The 14845-nt window shown below is 73.4% G+C and carries 16 protein-coding genes and 1 pseudogene; 5 read left to right on the forward strand and 12 right to left on the reverse strand.

The genetic code is table 11. From position 1 onward, the window contains the following. The 10 genes from cysD to BLW85_RS30040 form a co-directional block, all read right to left on the reverse strand. The gene (gene cysD, locus BLW85_RS30000) at positions 1 to 936 is read right to left on the reverse strand and encodes a sulfate adenylyltransferase subunit CysD (RefSeq protein WP_070025556.1); all 936 of its coding nucleotides are present in this window, start codon (positions 934 to 936) and stop codon (positions 1 to 3) included. Beyond that, the gene (gene cysC / locus BLW85_RS30005; protein ID WP_070025557.1) at positions 933 to 1469 is read right to left on the reverse strand and encodes an adenylyl-sulfate kinase; all 537 of its coding nucleotides are present in this window, start codon (positions 1467 to 1469) and stop codon (positions 933 to 935) included. Before cysC ends, cysD begins: the two co-directional genes overlap by 4 nt. Before the next feature lie 38 nt (positions 1470 to 1507). Beyond that, positions 1508 to 2218 carry a phosphoadenylyl-sulfate reductase gene (locus BLW85_RS30010; protein WP_070025558.1) on the reverse strand — a complete coding sequence of 237 codons (711 nt, stop codon included), beginning with the start codon at positions 2216 to 2218 and terminating at the stop codon, positions 1508 to 1510. Beyond that, a complete protein-coding gene (locus BLW85_RS30015) occupies positions 2215 to 2397 on the reverse strand; it encodes a hypothetical protein (RefSeq protein ID WP_070025559.1) in 183 nt (60 codons plus the stop codon). The genes BLW85_RS30010 and BLW85_RS30015 overlap by 4 nt, the downstream gene beginning before the upstream one ends. Beyond that, complete coding sequence (locus tag BLW85_RS30020; protein WP_070025560.1) at positions 2394 to 4091, reverse strand: nitrite/sulfite reductase; 1698 nt, start codon at positions 4089 to 4091, stop codon at positions 2394 to 2396. Before BLW85_RS30020 ends, BLW85_RS30015 begins: the two co-directional genes overlap by 4 nt. A 147-nt stretch (positions 4092 to 4238) precedes the next feature. Then, complete coding sequence (locus BLW85_RS40800) at positions 4239 to 4322, reverse strand: putative leader peptide (protein ID WP_310739661.1); 84 nt, start codon at positions 4320 to 4322, stop codon at positions 4239 to 4241. 127 nt (positions 4323 to 4449) lie between these two features. After that, positions 4450 to 5022 carry a GNAT family N-acetyltransferase gene (locus tag BLW85_RS30025; RefSeq protein ID WP_074993978.1) on the reverse strand — a complete coding sequence of 191 codons (573 nt, stop codon included), beginning with the start codon at positions 5020 to 5022 and terminating at the stop codon, positions 4450 to 4452. A 102-nt stretch (positions 5023 to 5124) separates the two neighbouring features. Continuing rightward, positions 5125 to 6462 carry a hypothetical protein gene (locus BLW85_RS30030; RefSeq protein WP_074993980.1) on the reverse strand — a complete coding sequence of 446 codons (1338 nt, stop codon included), beginning with the start codon at positions 6460 to 6462 and terminating at the stop codon, positions 5125 to 5127. Between the two features lie 209 nt (positions 6463 to 6671). After that, on the reverse strand, positions 6672 to 7967 hold the full coding sequence (locus BLW85_RS30035) for a helix-turn-helix domain-containing protein (RefSeq protein ID WP_208624983.1): 1296 nt from the start codon (positions 7965 to 7967) through the stop codon (positions 6672 to 6674). A 346-nt stretch (positions 7968 to 8313) separates the two neighbouring features. After that, positions 8314 to 9951: an acyl-CoA dehydrogenase family protein gene (locus tag BLW85_RS30040; RefSeq protein ID WP_074993985.1), complete on the reverse strand. Its 1638-nt coding sequence runs from the start codon at positions 9949 to 9951 to the stop codon at positions 8314 to 8316. Positions 9952 to 10116: 165 nt separating this feature from the next. On the opposite strand from BLW85_RS30040, the gene BLW85_RS30045 reads away from it, so the two are divergent. Both BLW85_RS30045 and BLW85_RS30050 read left to right on the forward strand, forming a co-directional pair. Further along, positions 10117 to 11361: a YihY/virulence factor BrkB family protein gene (locus BLW85_RS30045; protein ID WP_205009785.1), complete on the forward strand. Its 1245-nt coding sequence runs from the start codon at positions 10117 to 10119 to the stop codon at positions 11359 to 11361. 39 nt (positions 11362 to 11400) lie between these two features. Continuing rightward, entirely contained in the window at positions 11401 to 12084 is a 684-nt protein-coding gene (locus BLW85_RS30050) for an AraC family transcriptional regulator (protein ID WP_074993988.1), read from the forward strand. On the opposite strand, the gene BLW85_RS30055 is transcribed toward BLW85_RS30050, so the two are convergent. Further along, positions 12067 to 12468: a VOC family protein gene (locus BLW85_RS30055; RefSeq protein WP_074996256.1), complete on the reverse strand. Its 402-nt coding sequence runs from the start codon at positions 12466 to 12468 to the stop codon at positions 12067 to 12069. The genes BLW85_RS30050 and BLW85_RS30055 overlap by 18 nt on opposite strands. Positions 12469 to 12578: 110 nt before the next feature. After that, on the reverse strand, positions 12579 to 13208 hold the full coding sequence (locus BLW85_RS30060) for a VOC family protein (protein WP_070025566.1): 630 nt from the start codon (positions 13206 to 13208) through the stop codon (positions 12579 to 12581). A 41-nt stretch (positions 13209 to 13249) separates the two neighbouring features. Here BLW85_RS30060 and BLW85_RS30065 point away from each other — a divergent pair. The 3 genes and pseudogenes from BLW85_RS30065 to BLW85_RS30075 form a co-directional block, all read left to right on the forward strand. Beyond that, positions 13250 to 13494: pseudogene (locus tag BLW85_RS30065) on the forward strand (ThuA domain-containing protein); the annotation flags it as partial. 200 nt (positions 13495 to 13694) lie between these two features. Next, complete coding sequence (locus BLW85_RS30070) at positions 13695 to 14558, forward strand: isocitrate lyase/PEP mutase family protein (protein ID WP_070025567.1); 864 nt, start codon at positions 13695 to 13697, stop codon at positions 14556 to 14558. Beyond that, positions 14555 to 14818 (forward strand): hypothetical protein, encoded by a 264-nt coding sequence (locus BLW85_RS30075; protein ID WP_177329963.1) that lies wholly within the window; start codon positions 14555 to 14557, stop codon positions 14816 to 14818. The genes BLW85_RS30070 and BLW85_RS30075 overlap by 4 nt, the downstream gene beginning before the upstream one ends. Positions 14819 to 14845: the final 27 nt, after the last annotated feature.

Raw genomic sequence — 14845 nt, forward strand, 5'->3', positions numbered from 1 at the left:
CTAGAAGTACCCCTCGCGCTTGCGGTCTTCCATCGCGGCCTCGGACAGCTTGTCGTCCGCGCGGGTGGCGCCCCGCTCGGTGAGCCGGGACGCGGCGATCTCGGCGATCACGGCGTCCAGGGTCGTGGCGTCGGAGTCGACGGCGCCCGTGCAGGACATGTCGCCGACGGTGCGGTAGCGGACGCGCCGCTTCTCCACGGTCTCCTCCGGGCGCGGGCCGCCCCAGTCGCCGGCGGTCAGCCACATGCCGGCCCGCCGGAACACCTCGCGCTCGTGGGCGAAGTAGATCTGCGGCAGCTCGATGCCCTCGCGGGCGATGTACTGCCACACGTCCAGCTCGGTCCAGTTGGACAGCGGGAACACCCGGACGTGCTCGCCGGGGGCGTGGCGGCCGTTGTACAGGTTCCACAGCTCGGGGCGCTGGCGGCGCGGGTCCCACTGGGAGAACTCGTCGCGCAGCGAGAACACCCGCTCCTTCGCGCGGGCCTTCTCCTCGTCGCGGCGGCCACCGCCGAAGACCGCGTCGAACTTCTCCGACTGGATCTTCTCGGTCAGCGGCAGCGTCTGGAGCGGGTTGCGGGTGCCGTCCGGGCGCTCCTTGAGGACGCCCCGGTCGATGTAGTCCTGCACGGACGCCACGTGCAGGCGCAGCCCGTGCCGCTCGACCGCGCGGTCCCGGTAGTCCAGCACCTCGGGGAAGTTGTGCCCGGTGTCCACGTGCAGCAGCGCGAAGGGCACCGGCGCGGGCGCGAACGCCTTCAGCGCCAGGTGCAGCATCACGATCGAGTCCTTGCCCCCGGAGAACAGGATCACCGGGTTCTCGAACTCGCCCGCCACCTCGCGGAAGATGTGCACCGCCTCGGACTCCAGCGCGTCCAGGTGCGACAGGGCGTACGGGCTGTCCGTACCGCCCTGGGCCTCGGCGACCGCGGTCATGCCAGTCCCCTCTCGCTCAGCAGGGCGTACACGGCGGCCGCGGACTCCTGCACGGTCTGGTGCTGCGACTCGATCCGCAGCTCGGGCGACTCCGGCTCCTCGTACGGGTCGTCCACACCGGTCAGCCCGGTCAGCTCGCCCGCGGCCTGCTTGGCGTACAGACCCTTCACATCGCGGACGCTGCACACCTCGACCGGCGTCGCCACATGCACCTCCAGATACGGCGTGGCGTTCTCCTCGTGCCGTTTGCGCACCGCCTCCCGGCTGTCCGCGTACGGCGCGATCACCGGCACCAGCGCCAGCACCCCGTTGCGGGCGAGCAGTTCGGCGACGAAGCCGATGCGCTGCACATTGGTGTGCCGGTCCTCGCGGGAGAAGCCGAGGCCCGCCGAGATGAACTCGCGGATCTCGTCTCCGTCGAGCACCTCCACCCGGCGGCCGTCGGTCCGCAGCCGGGCGGCCAGTTCATGGGCGATGGTGGTCTTGCCGGCGCTCGGCAGCCCGGTGAGCCAGACGGTGGCTCCGGTGGTCACGTCGTTCTCCTGTGTCGGATCGGGTATCGGGTGGGGCGTCATCCGTGCAGCCCGCACTCGGTCTTGGCGCGGCCCGCCCAGCGTCCGGCCCGCGGGTCCTCGCCCTCCAGCACCCGGCGGGTGCACGGGGCGCAGCCGATGGAGGGGTAGCCGTCCATCAGCAACGGGTTGGTGAGGACGCCGTGTTCCGCGACGTAGGCGTCCACGTCGTCCTGGGTCCAGCGGGCGATGGGGGAGACCTTGACCTTCTGCCGCTTCTCGTCCCAGCCGACGACCGGGGTGTTCGCCCGGGTCGGCGACTCGTCACGGCGCAGTCCGGTGGCCCACGCCCGGTAGTTCGCCAGGCCCTCCGCCAGCGGCCGCACCTTGCGCAGGGCGCAGCACAGGTCGGGGTCGCGGTCGTGCAGCCTCGGGCCGTACTCCGCGTCCTGTTCGGCGACCGTCTGCCGGGGGGTGAGGGTGATGACGTTGACGTCCATCACGGCGGCCACCGCGTCCCGGGTGCCGATGGTCTCCGGGAAGTGGTAGCCGGTGTCGAGGAAGACGACGTCCACGCCCTCGCGCACCCGGGAGGCGAGGTGCGCGACGACGGCGTCCTCCATGGAGGAGGTCACACAGAACTCCGCGCCGAAGGTGTCCACCGCCCAGCGCAGGATGTCCAGGGCGGAGGCGTCCTCCAGCTCGCGGCCCGCGCGCTCGGCCAGCTCCCGCAACTCCTCGGCGGTGCGCCCTTGCTGAACTTCCGTCATATCCGTCCGCCCTTGTGGTCGTCGGCTCGCCGCAGTCCCTGGGCGAGCAGCCCGAGGAATTTCAGCTGGAAGGCGCGGTTGCACGCGCCGCACTCCCATGCGCCGTGGCCCTGTTCGTTCGGCCGCAGGTCCTCGTCGCCGCAGTAGGGGCAGTGGAAGGGTGCCGCACGCTCGCTCACGACAGGGCCTCCTCGGGGGCGCGGCCGGCCCAGGCGGCGAACCGCTCGCCGTCCTCGCGCTCGGCCAGGTAGCGCCTGAGCACCCGCTCGATGTAGTCGGGCAGTTCCTGCGAGGTGACCTTCAGCCCGCGCACCTTGCGGCCGAAGCCCGCCTCCAGACCGAGGGCGCCGCCCAGGTGCACCTGGTAGCCCTCGACCTGGTTGCCGTCCTCGTCCAGGACCAGCTGGCCCTTGAGACCGATGTCCGCCACCTGGATGCGGGCGCAGGCGTTGGGGCAGCCGTTGATGTTGATGGTCAGCGGCTCGTCGAACTCGGGGAGCCGGCGCTCCAGTTCGTCGATCAGGGCGCTGCCGCGCGCCTTGGTCTCCACGATGGCGAGCTTGCAGAACTCGATGCCGGTGCAGGCCATGGTGCCGCGCCGGAACGGGGACGGGGAGACGCTGAGGCCGAGCGCGTCGAGCGCCGTGCGCAACGAGTCGACCTGGGTCTCCTCGACGTCCAGCACGATCATCTTCTGCTCGGTGGTGGTGCGCACCCGCCCGGACCCGTGTGCCTCGGCGACATCGGCGATCTTGGCCAGCGTGGTGCCGTCGACCCGGCCGACGCGCGGCGCGAAGCCGACGTAGAAGCGGCCGTCCTTCTGCCGGTGCACGCCGACGTGGTCGCGCCAGCGCTCCACGGGCTGGGCCGGCGCCGGGCCGTCGATCAGCTTCCGCTCGAGGTACTCGTCCTCCAGCACCTGCCGGAACCGCTCCGCGCCCCAGTCGGCGACGAGGAACTTCAGCCGGGCCCGGTTGCGCAGCCGCCGGTAGCCGTAGTCACGGAAGATCGAGATGACGCCCTCGTGGACGTCGGCGACCTCCTCCAGCGGCACCCAGGCGCCCAGCCGCACGCCGATCTTGGGGTTGGTGGACAGCCCGCCGCCGACCCACAGGTCGAATCCGGGGCCGTGCTCGGGGTGTTCGACACCGACGAACGCGACGTCGTTGATCTCGTGCGCCACGTCCAGCAGCGGCGAGCCGGAGACCGCGGTCTTGAACTTGCGCGGCAGGTTCGAGTACGCCGGGTTGCCGACGACGCGCCGGTGGATCTCCTCGATGGCCGGGGTGCCGTCGACGATCTCGTCCTCGGCGATGCCGGCCACCGGGGAACCGAGGATCGCGCGGGGCGTGTCGCCGCAGGCCTCGGTCGTGGACAGGCCCACCGCCTCCAGGCGCCGCCAGATCTCCGGGACGTCCTCGATCCGGACCCAGTGCAGCTGGATGTTCTGCCGGTCGGTGATGTCGGCGGTGCCGCGCGCGAACTCCTGGGAGACCTCGCCGATGACCCGCAGCTGCGCGGTGGTCAGCCGGCCGCCGTCGATCCGCACCCGGAGCATGAAGTACTCGTCGTCCAGCTCCTCGGGCTCGAGGATCGCGGTCTTGCCGCCGTCGATGCCCGGCTTGCGCTGGGTGTACAGGCCCCACCAGCGCATCCGGCCGCGCAGATCGTTCGGGTCGATGGAGTCGAACCCGCGCTGGGCGTAGATCGTCTCAATACGTGTCCGTACGTTGAGACCGTCGTCGTCCTTCTTGAACTGTTCGTTGCCGTTGAGCGGTGTGAAGTGGCCCTGGGCCCACTGGCCTTCGCCGCGGTGACGGCTCACCTTGCGGCGGGGCGCGGAGGCGGCTGGGTTCTGTGGGGTGGCGGCCATGGCTGCTACGTCCTTCGGGACCGGAGGAAAGGCGGGTCTGACGGCTCTGACCTGCACGTACATGCGCGCACGGGCAGGGATGCGCGGCCGTGCGCGGGCAGGGGTCAGGCGGAGATCAGAAGTGCGGGAACGGCGGTGCTGTAGGGGTCAGCTCGCCGGACAGATGGCGCTGGACATGCGGCCGAGGTCGACGTGCCGCCGACTCACCAAGGCAATTCCAGTTCCAGGCATGACGGCAGCGTGTCACGGCGATCTGGACACAGTCCAGCTTCTTCCGGCATGCGGACACCCTTGTCCCAAATCGCGGGACAAGGGTGTCGTCGCTCACATGTGCCGGGCGGAGGCTTGTCCCGGCAGGTCAGGCAGGGTGGGCGCCGGGCCAGGGCCCCGGCGTCGCCACGTCGGGCTCCGGCTCGACCCTGGTGTCGTACAGCTTGAACCCGCGTCGCTGGTAGTTGGCCATGGCGAACTCGCCGTCCTTGTCGCAGGTGTGCACCCACACCCGCTTCGTCGGCGTCCGGCCCGGCCAGCGCTCGGCGAGGTCCCAGGCGCGGGCGGTGCCCTGGGCCAGCAGATGGCCGCCGATGCCCCGGCCGCGGAAGGCCGGCAGCAGCCCGAAGTAGAGGATCTCCACCGCGCCCTCGTCCTGGGCCTGCAACTCGACGTACCCGGCCGGGGTGCCGCGGTCGTAGGCCACCCAGGTCTCCGTTCCCGGCTGCTCCAGCAGCTCCTGCCAGCGCGCGTACGGCCAGCCGAGCCGGTCGGTCCAGCGGATGTCCCCGCCCACCGCGGTGTACAGGAACCGGTTGAACTCGGGGGAGGGCACCTCCGCGCGGACGATGCGGACATCGCCCTCGGGCGCGGCGGCGGGCAGCAGATCGGCCGGGGACGTCTGCTCCAGGTACCAGGTGGTGACAGGGTTGCTGCTCATGCGGGCCAGGGAATCATCCCGCCGCGGGGTCTGTCGACGGCCGCCGTGCGCCGCCCCCCGCGGTGGGACGCCCGCCCCGTGCGGCGACGGTCCCGCTCGGTCTCAGTCCAGCGACCGGTCCAGCTCCGCCAGCGGCAGCGCGAACAGCATCCGGTCGGACAGGGACCACACCTCGCCGGTCTCCTGCCAGTACGACAGGGAGCCCGGGGAGTCGGCCCAGCAGCGGTGGGTGCCGTCCGCGCCGCACTCGGCGGCCCTGGCGCCCCGGGTGTCCTGGCGCAGCAGCCCGCCGTGCCCGTCTTGCGAGCCGGGCAGTCGTCCCACATACCAGGACGGACGCTCGGCCCCGGCCCGCCGGTACGACAGCACGCCCCGGATGCCGGTCACCCGGGTCCGGTACTCCTCCACCGCGTTCACCTGCCCCGCGGCGTTCGTGGCGAGCAGCCCCTCGTGCCCGGGCGCGGTGCTGAACGCGTACCGCCACAGCCGGGCGGTCCGCTCGCTGCCGGGGGTGGTCCACTCGGCGGCGACCAGGCTGTCCGGCGCCGTACTGCGGTCGAGCGCCAGCGCGCTCGGACAGGGCGGCCCGGACGCCGAACAGCGGCCCCCGGTGTAGCGGTAGGAGCCGACCGCGGGCATCACGTACCGGTAGCCGTCTGCGGACCAGCCGCCGCGCACCCGGCCGACCCCGGGTCCGTCGACCGTGGTGCGCTGGATGCGGTCCATGTCGTACACATAGAGCGCGGTGGCGCCGGCCCGCCGGGTGGTGACCAGCAGTTTGTCCTGGTACCAGACCATGGAGGAGATCCCGGAACCGAGGCCCCGGTAGTCGCGGCCACCGTCCACCGGCACCACCAGCAGCACCCAGCGGTAGGAGAGCCGGTCCGGGTCGTCGGCGTTCACGAAGGCGACCCGGGCGAGGCCCCGCTCGGCGCGCGGGCCGTCCTCGGCGCTGTGCGTCCAGCCGCTCAGGACGACCCGGTGGCTGCCCCACACCCCGTCCTCGTCGGCGTCCCCGGACGTGGTCACCGCGGTGGGCCGCCAGTCCGTGCCGGCGGCGGTGTCGGCGGGGTCCCAGCAGTAGGCGCGGGCGGCGGAGGGGGTGACCGGCAGGGAGGCGCGGTCGGTGTCGGAGCAGCCGGCGCCCTCGGCGAGGGTGCGGTCGGCGCTGCCCAGCACGGCGTCCACGCCGACCGGACGGCCCATGGCGGCGGCCAGCCGGTCCAGGGCGCGGCCGGGCACCCGTTGTTCGCGCAGCCGCAGCGGGGCGGTGTCCGCCGGGGCGGTGAGCGGCTTGAGCGCGCCCGGGCGCTCGGTGACCTGCGCCTGCGAGGTGCTGATCAGGGTGGCGGCCGCGGTCAGCGCCAGCGCGGTCCCGGTCAGCGCGGCGCGCAGGGCCGAACCCCGCCTGCGCCGACGGTGTCTGCCGCGATGGTTCATGTCGTCCCCTCTTCAGGGTCCCTTCGCTCCGGCGCACGCCGTCGCCCCGGCCCCGCGGCCGGGGTGGTCCAACTGCGCCCGGCCACGCGCCGGTTGACGCGCACCCCGTGCTGCCGGGCCCGTAGGGATGCTACGGCAGTAACGGTCCGCGCAGGGCGAAGACCCCGCAAATACCCGGAACACACACGGGAAGAGCCGTGCCCCCGCCGTCACGCGGGCGCCGGACGGTCCCCCGTCAGGGCCACCCGACGGCGCTCCACCGCCCCGGCCGTCGAACGGGGCAGCAGGTCACGGGGGTTCTCGGGCAGCAGCAACTCGATGTCCGCCGCTTCAGAGAAACGATACGGCCGATGCTGGAGAAGTCCCCCGAGATACCGGCGGATCCGCGACATCTCCGCCCGCACCGTCACCGTCCGTGACGGGTCCCCGAACAGGTCCCCGGCCAGCTCCGCCGCCCCGCGCCCGCCGGGGTGTTCCGCCAGCAGAAACAGCAACTCCGCGTGCCGTGGGCTCAGTTCACGCGACCACGTGCCCGCCGAGGATCCGGCCGACACCGTCACCGCCGCGCGCTCGGGCCGGGTCAGGTCCAGTACCACGCGGGCGGACGACGCGGTGTGCGGCTCGTCGTCCGCCCGCAGCAGCCAGCCCCCGCACAGCGGCTCCACCGCGCACCAGCCGAGCGACGGCAGCCACCGGCGGCCGGGCACCAGCGACTTGGGCAGCCCCACCCGCCGCACGTACGGCATCCCCGTCACGGCCGCCGCCCAGCCGTCCCGGTCCACCACCAGGGCCCGCCCCGGAAGCCGCGCCAGCACCGGCGCCGCCACCGTCCGCAGCCGCTCCAGCGAGGTCAGGTGCAGCTCCCGCAGCCGCGCCTCGGCGAGCTTGGCCACCGAGTCCACCCAGGCGAGGGTCGCCGGATGCATGGTCTCCAGCGGGCCGCTCACGTCCACCACCCCGAGCAGCCGGCCGTCCCGCGGATCGGTGATCGGCGCCCCCGTGCACGTCCAGGAGGTGTGCGAGCGCACGAAGTGCTCGGCGGCGAACACCTGCACGGGCCGGCGCACGACCACCGGGGTGCCCACCCCGTTGGTGCCGACCACGTCCTCCCGCCAGTCCGCGCCCAGTTCGAAGCCGAGCCCGTCCGCCTTGCGCAGCACCGCAACCGACCCCTCGCGCCACAGCACCCGTCCCTCGGCGTCCGCGACGACCATGATGTGCTGGGCCACGTCGGCGACCGAGAGCAGCCCCTCGCGCAGCACCGGCAGGACATGCCGCAGCGGCGACTCCTCGCGCCGCCGCCGCACCTCCTCCAGGGGCAACAGCCCCGATCTGCAGTCGCGCTCCGGGTCGACACCGCTGCGCATCATCCGCCCCCAGGACTGCTCGATCACCGGCCGGGGCGCGACGGGCCCGCGCTGACCGGCGAGCGTCGCCTCGCGCACCTCGTTCATCACCCGGGCCGCCTGCGCCGCGTCCACGGCGGCCAGGCGCGCCACGTTCATCGGCGGGTTCACCACGGGTCCCCTCCCGGAGAAGGACGTCGAACAAACTCCTCGAGCCGCCCGGGCGGCGCATTCCGGTCGGCTGTTCCTCTCATACTGCCGGGCCGGGCAGGCCGGAGGCACACACTCCGCGCATGTGCGCCGAGAAGTTGCAACCCCCTGCAACCCTGGTGAACCGTCCGAACCCGGTCGAGACTTGACCACGACGCCCTCCGTGGCGTCCACGGGCTTCTGCAACGGGCCCATGTGGCGGGGGTGGTGCCGTGTCGGCGCAGCACCACCCCCGGCCGGGCACCGGCCGATTCCGGCCAGGACATCGAACAACCCCCCGTGGACGTGCGGTGCTTCAGGAGACCGGCCGTGCCCGCTCGACCACCGGGACCAGATCCAGCCCGCCGGGCAGCGTGCCGAACGTCCCGCCGTGGTCACCGCCCAGCCGGGAGGCGCAGAAGGCGTCGGCCACCTCCGGCGGCGCGTGCCGCACCAGCAGGGAGCCCTGGAGCACCAGCGCGAGCCGCTCCACCAGCCGCCGCGCCCGGCCCTCCACGCCCTCCAGATCGGCCAGTTCGGTGAACAGGTCCTTCACCGCCCGGTCCAGCCGGTGATCGGCGCCGTGCGCCTGCCCGATCTCGGTCAGACAGGCGTCCAGCGCGCCCGGCTCCCGCCGCAACGCCCGCAGCGCGTCCAGCGCCTGCACGTTCCCGGCGCCCTCCCACACGGAGTTGAGCGGCGACTCGCGCACCAGCCGGGGCAGCCCCGACTCCTCCACGTACCCGTTGCCGCCCAGGCACTCGGCGGCCTCGACCACGACCGGCGCGCACCGCTTGGCGATCCAGTACTTGGCGGCCGGCACCGCGAGCCGCAGGAAGGCGCGCTCCCGCTCGCCCCCGTCGTCGTACGCCGCCGCCAGCCGCATCGCCAGCGCGGTCGCCGCCTCCGACTCCAGCGCGAGGTCGGCGAGCACATTGCGCATCAGCGGTTTGTCGAGCAGCAGGCCGCCGAACGCCTCCCGGTGGCCGCAGTGGTGCACCGCCTGCGCCACCGCCTGCCGCATCAGGCCCGCCGAGCCGAGCGCGCAGTCCAGCCGGGTCGCGGCGACCATCCCCATGATGGTGCGCACCCCGCGTCCCTCCTCGCCGACCCGGCGCGCCCAGGTGCCGTCGAACTCCACCTCGGCGGAGGCGTTGGACCGGTTGCCCAGCTTGTCCTTGAGCCGCTGGAGCAGGAAGACGTTGCGGGTGCCGTCGTCCAGGACGCGCGGCACCAGGAAGCAGGTCAGGCCCCCGGGGGCCTGCGCCAGCACCAGGAACCCGTCCGACATCGGCGCCGAGCAGAACCACTTGTGCCCGGTGAGCGCGTAAGTGCCCTCCTCGGCGAGCGGGCGGGCCTGGGTGGTGTTGGCCCGGACGTCGCTGCCGCCCTGCTTCTCGGTCATGCCCATCCCGAACAGGGCGCCGGGCTTGTCCGCGGCCGGCCGCAGCTCCTGGTCGTAGACGGTGGAGGTCAGCCGGGGCTCCCAGACCGCGGCGAGCGCGGGGTCGGTGCGCAGCGCGGGCACCGCCGCGTGCGTCATGGACAGCGGGCAGCAGGTGCCCGCCTCGACCTGGGTCCACAGCAGGAACCCGGCCGCCCGGCGCACATGCCCGGCGGGTCGCGTCCAGGCGCCGGTCAGCCCCGCCGAGACGCCCTTGCCGAGCAGCCGGTGCCAGGCCGGGTGGAACTCCACCTCGTCGATCCGGTGGCCGTAGCGGTCGTGGCTGCGCAGCCGGGGCGGCCGCTCGTTCGCCTGCGTCGCCCACTCCTGGAGCTGCGCCGAGCCCCCGGCCCGGCCCAGCGCCGACAGCTCCCCGCGCACCTCGTCCACCAGCGCCTGCGGAGTGTGCCGCTCGACGGCCTCCACCAGTGCCCGGTCGGCGGTGAACAGGTCGTAGCCGGCCAGCGGGGGCGGCTGGTTCGTCACGGTGTGGGAGGAGATGCCTGCCATGATTGCGAACCTACCCGGAACGGCGGTGGTGATGGCCTCCAGGGTGACACAGGGCGGCCGCCGCGACCGGGCGAAAACGGGCAGGTGTGCACAGGGTGCGACGAGCCGATCGGCAGCGCGCCCCGGGAGGTGAGGCAGGCCCGTCGCTGCGGATACCTTTGGGTCGTGCAGCCAGCAAGTGAATCCCCCGAACGGCCGGTCGGACGGCTCCACCGGGCCCGCGCCCTCTACCGGAACGTCTCCAAGCGCAGGACCGCCTGGCTGCTGCTCAAGGACACCGTCAACTCCTGCATGGAGTACCGCATCCTCGGCCTGGCCGCCGAAGCCGCGTTCTTCACCCTGCTGTCCGTGCCGCCGCTGCTCCTGTGCCTCATCGGGCTGCTCGCCTACGTCGACACCTGGACCGGCGCCCACACCATCGGCAGCCTGGAGACCAACATGCTGGACGCCTCCCGGACCGTCCTGTCCGACAAGGGCGTCAAGGAGATCACCGAACCGATCCTGCACGACGTGATAAAGGGCGGCCGGCCCGACGTCATCTCCCTGGGCTTCCTGTTCGCCCTGTGGTCGGGATCCCGCGCGGTGAACGTCTTCATCGACACCATCACCGTCATGTACGGCCTCGACGGCGTCCGGGGCATCGTGCGCACCCGGATCATGTCCTTCGTGCTGTTCATCGTGGCGCTGCTGATCGGCTCGGTGGCGCTGCCGCTGATGGTGGCGGGCCCGGACGCGGTGGTCCGGGTGGTGCCCTGGTCGGAGACGGTGGTGCAGATCCTTTACTGGCCGGTCGTCATCGTCCTGTCCATCGTCTTCCTGACCACCCTGTACCACGTGTCCGTGCCGGTGCGCTCGCCCTGGATCGAGGACGTCCCCGGGGCCCTGGTCGCCCTGGCCATGTGGGTCCTCGGCAGTTTCCTGCTGCGCATCTACCTCGTGCACACCATCGAGGGCGCCACGATCTACGGCTCCCTCGCCGCGTCCGTCGCCGTCATGCTGTGGATCGGCGTGTCCGCCTTCGCCGTGCTCGTCGGCGCGGCCGTCAACGCCGCCATCGACCGGGTGTGGCCGGCCGCCGCCACGGCCGCCGCCCGCGAGGCCAACGACCGGGTGCGCTCGGCGCAGATCGCCGAGTACGTCGCCCGCGCCGCCGCGGCCCGCGAGGCCGACCCGGACCCGGACGACCCCGACATGCCCTCCGAGTTCCCCGAACGCTGGTCCCGTTTCCTGCCGCCCGAGGACGTCACGGCCCGGCTGCGCGCGCACCCGAAGAACGCGCAGGGGCCGGGCAAGGAGCGGAAGGACCAGGGCAAGGGGGGCGGGGAGCAGCCGCACGCCCTGGGCAACAGCAACGGGGCCGGGGACGGCGACGGGGGCGCGAACGGGGGCGCGCCCTTCCGCCAGTGGTGACGTGACCGCGCCGGCCCGCGGGGTCGTACCCTGGCGGCCGTGTACACGGAGCGGACGTCCCGGCTGACCGGCGCGGTGGTGTGGACGAACACACCGGCCGCCGCCGCACCCGTGCTGCCCGACGGCTGTATGGACCTGCTCTGGAACGGGGAGCGGCTGCTGGTCGCCGGCCCCGACACCCGCCCCTGCATCACCGACGCCGAGGGCCCGCGCCGCTGGGTGGGCGTCCGTTTCCAGCCCGGCACCGCGCCCGCCCTGCTGGGCGTCCCGGCGCGCGAGCTCCTCGACCGGCGAGTGGAGTTGGCCGATCTGTGGCCGGCCGCCCGGGTCCGGCGGTTGCACGACCGGATGGCGGCGGCGGCCGACCCGGCGACCGCCCTGGAGGACATCGCCCTGGACCGGGCCGCGGTGGCGCCGCCCCCCGATCCATGGGTGCACCGGCTGGTACGACGCCTCGACGAGGGCCGCCCGGTCGCCGCCACCGCCGCCGAACTCGGCCTCGGCGCCCGCACCCTGCACCGCCGCTGCCTCGCCGCCTTCGGCTACGGTCCCAAGACCCTGGCCCGCATCCTGCGCCTGCGACGGGCCCTGGAACTGGCCCGCGCGGGCGTGCCGTACGCCGAGACGGCGGCCCGCGCCGGATACGCGGACCAGTCCCATCTCGCGCGGGACGTACGGGAGCTGGCGGGCATGCCGCTCGGGCGGCTACTCGGCGGCCGGTAGCGGGGCGAACAGGTCGACGCCGTTGCCGTCGGGGTCGAGCACGGTGGCGTACCGCTGGCCCCAGACGGCGTCCCACGGCTTCAGCTCCCCGTGGTACCCGGCGCCCACCAGGTCCTCGTACAGCGCGTCGACCTCTCCCGGCGAGCCGCACCGGAAGGCGAGGGAGAGGCGGCCACCGGCGGCCGGCGGGCGCCAGGCGGGGTGGAAGGAACGGACGGTCTCCTCGGTGTCCAGGGCGAGGGTCAGCCCGCCGGGCAGCTCGGCCTCGGCGTGCGGCAGGGTCTCGGCGCCCTCCGGGAACACCAGTCCGAGGCGGCGGTAGAAGGCGAGCGAGGCGGCCATGTCGGAGGCCACCACGCCGATCAGCGCGAAACGTGGGGTCATGCGGCCACCGTAGGCGGCGGCCGCGCGCCGGGTCTTGAAGGAATCGGACACCCGGCGCGGCCACCTGGAGCCGCCCCGGGCCGGGCATTCGGACGGCCCGGGCCGAGGGTTCAGCCGAAGGTGACCGGCCCCCTGGGCGTGTCCACGGTGAAGGTCAGCGAGACCGGTCCCTCGGCCAGGGCGAGACCGGTGCCCAGGGCCGCCAGCGGTCCGGCCACCTCCCGCGGTCCCGGAGCCGTCGCGGACACCTCCAGCAGGGGAGTGACCGGCAGGCCCGAGGCGGTGGGGTGGCGCGAGTCGCCCCAGTCGATCAGGAACGGCACCAGCCCGGAGGGGTGCGCGTCGCCGCCGGTCAGCCGCCAGCGCAGCACCGTGCCGTCCGGGGTGCGGCGGCTCATCGGGTGCGCGGGGCCGGGGTCGTAGCCCCGCGCCCGGGCCGCTGCGATCGCCTCGTCCAGGTCCGGCGGACTGATCGCCCAGGTCAGCACGCGCGGCCCGGGCAGCCGGTCGACCTCGAACGGCCGGGCCCCGGCGGGCTCCGGCTGCTCCGGGTCCGGGCCGACGATCTCCAGATAGGCCCGGCCGCCCAGCCCCACCAGATGGTTGCGGGTGCCATGGCCGAGGTGCGCGCCGCCGGGGGCGGGCGTCACCCCGGTGCGCCGCGCGAACTCGGCGACGGTCGCGGCCAGATCGGGGGTGGCGAGGACGAGGTGGTCCAGATACGCGGGAATGGCGTTCACCCCGTGGGAGGCTACGGTCAACCGCCGTGCCGTTCAAGGCCGTCGAGCACACCGAGGACCCCGCCCCCCTGGGGAGTTGCTGGACGGCTACGCGGCCGTCGTCCCCCTGTCCACCAGCGGGGACGTGCCGACCCCGGCCGGCCGTGCCCGGCTCGCCCGCCACCCGGACGCGGGCGGCGGCTTCGCCGGGGTGCACGCGGCGGCCCGCACGGAGTACGGATGGCCGTACCACGGCACCCTGCTCGGCGCCCGGTTCACCCGGCACCCCGCGTACCGGCCGGGCCAGCGTGAAGCCGCCGGACCGATTTACAGCCCGCGGCCCTCAAGTGACGTTTCTGCGGTGAACGGTTTGCTCCACCCGAGTGAGTAAAGCTTGCGTAATCACTCACCAATGTGTGTACCTGGTGATGCTCTTGGCTTGGCAAAGGGCGCTTGGGTGCGGCGGCTCCCGCCGTCGTGCCACCCACCCACAGGAGGAGCCGGACCTTGACTTACGGGAAGAAGCTGCGCGATCGCATCGCCGGGCCCGGGACCACACCGCTGATCGGCGTCTACGACATGTACTCGGCATCGATCGCGGCCAAGCACTACGACGGGATGTTCGTCTCCGGATTCGGTTTCGCGGCCTCGTACTACGGACTGCCGGACATCGGCTTCATCGCCTGGCCCGACATGGTGGCCTTCGTCCAGCGGCTGCGGGGCGCGTTCCCGCACCACCACCTCCTGGTGGACATCGACGACGGCTACGTCGACCCCGAGGTCGCCTGCCACGTGGTCGAGGGCCTGGAGCGCATCGGCGCCTCGGGCGTCATCCTGGAGGACCAGAAGCGGCCCCGCCGCTGCGGCCACGCCGACGGCAAGCAGGTGCTGCCCCTGGAGGAGTACCTGGAGAAGCTCGACCAGGTGCTGGCGACCCGCAAGGACCTGGTGGTCGTCGCCCGGACCGACGCCACCGACGAGCACGACATCCTGCACCGCGCCGAGCGGCTCGCCGCGACCGACGCGGACGTGGTCCTGGTCGACGGCGTGCGCAGCGTGGAGTGGATCAAGCGGATCCGGAAGGTCGTCGGCGACAAGCCGCTGCTGTTCAACCAGATCGCCGGCGGAAAGTCCCCCCGCCTCTCCCTCGGGGAACTCTCCGACCTCGGCGTGGACGTCGCCATCTACAGCACCCCGTGTCTGTTCGCCGCGCACGAGGCGATGGACTCCGCGCTCACCGGGCTGAAGGCCGCCGACGGCCGGCTGCCCGAGGTGGATCCCGCGAGCGGTATCGGGGTGCAGGCGTCCACCACCCTGCTGGAGCGCAACATCGCCCGCGACCGGCTGGTTCCCCAGAGCGTGGGCGTGTGACCGGCGCCCGGGTGGCCCGCGCCCGAGCGGCGGTGGCGCTCGCCGTCGCCTTCCTCGGCGGCGGCGCCGTCCCGGCGGTCGCGGACGACAGCCTGGTCACGGTGGTCGACAACTCGCACGCCGACTCCTGGCTGGAGGTCGACCGCACGGCCAACGTGCAGACCGGCCGGGGAGACGCCGGCAGCGACCACGACGGCAGCGCCGTGGACGCCATCGAGGCCCTCTTCGGCAACCCCCGACCGTCGGACGAGGAGGACTGACCGGAGACCGGACGGGACCCACGCGCC

It is taken from the genome of Streptomyces misionensis, assembly GCF_900104815.1.
Taxonomy (GTDB): domain Bacteria; phylum Actinomycetota; class Actinomycetes; order Streptomycetales; family Streptomycetaceae; genus Streptomyces; species Streptomyces misionensis.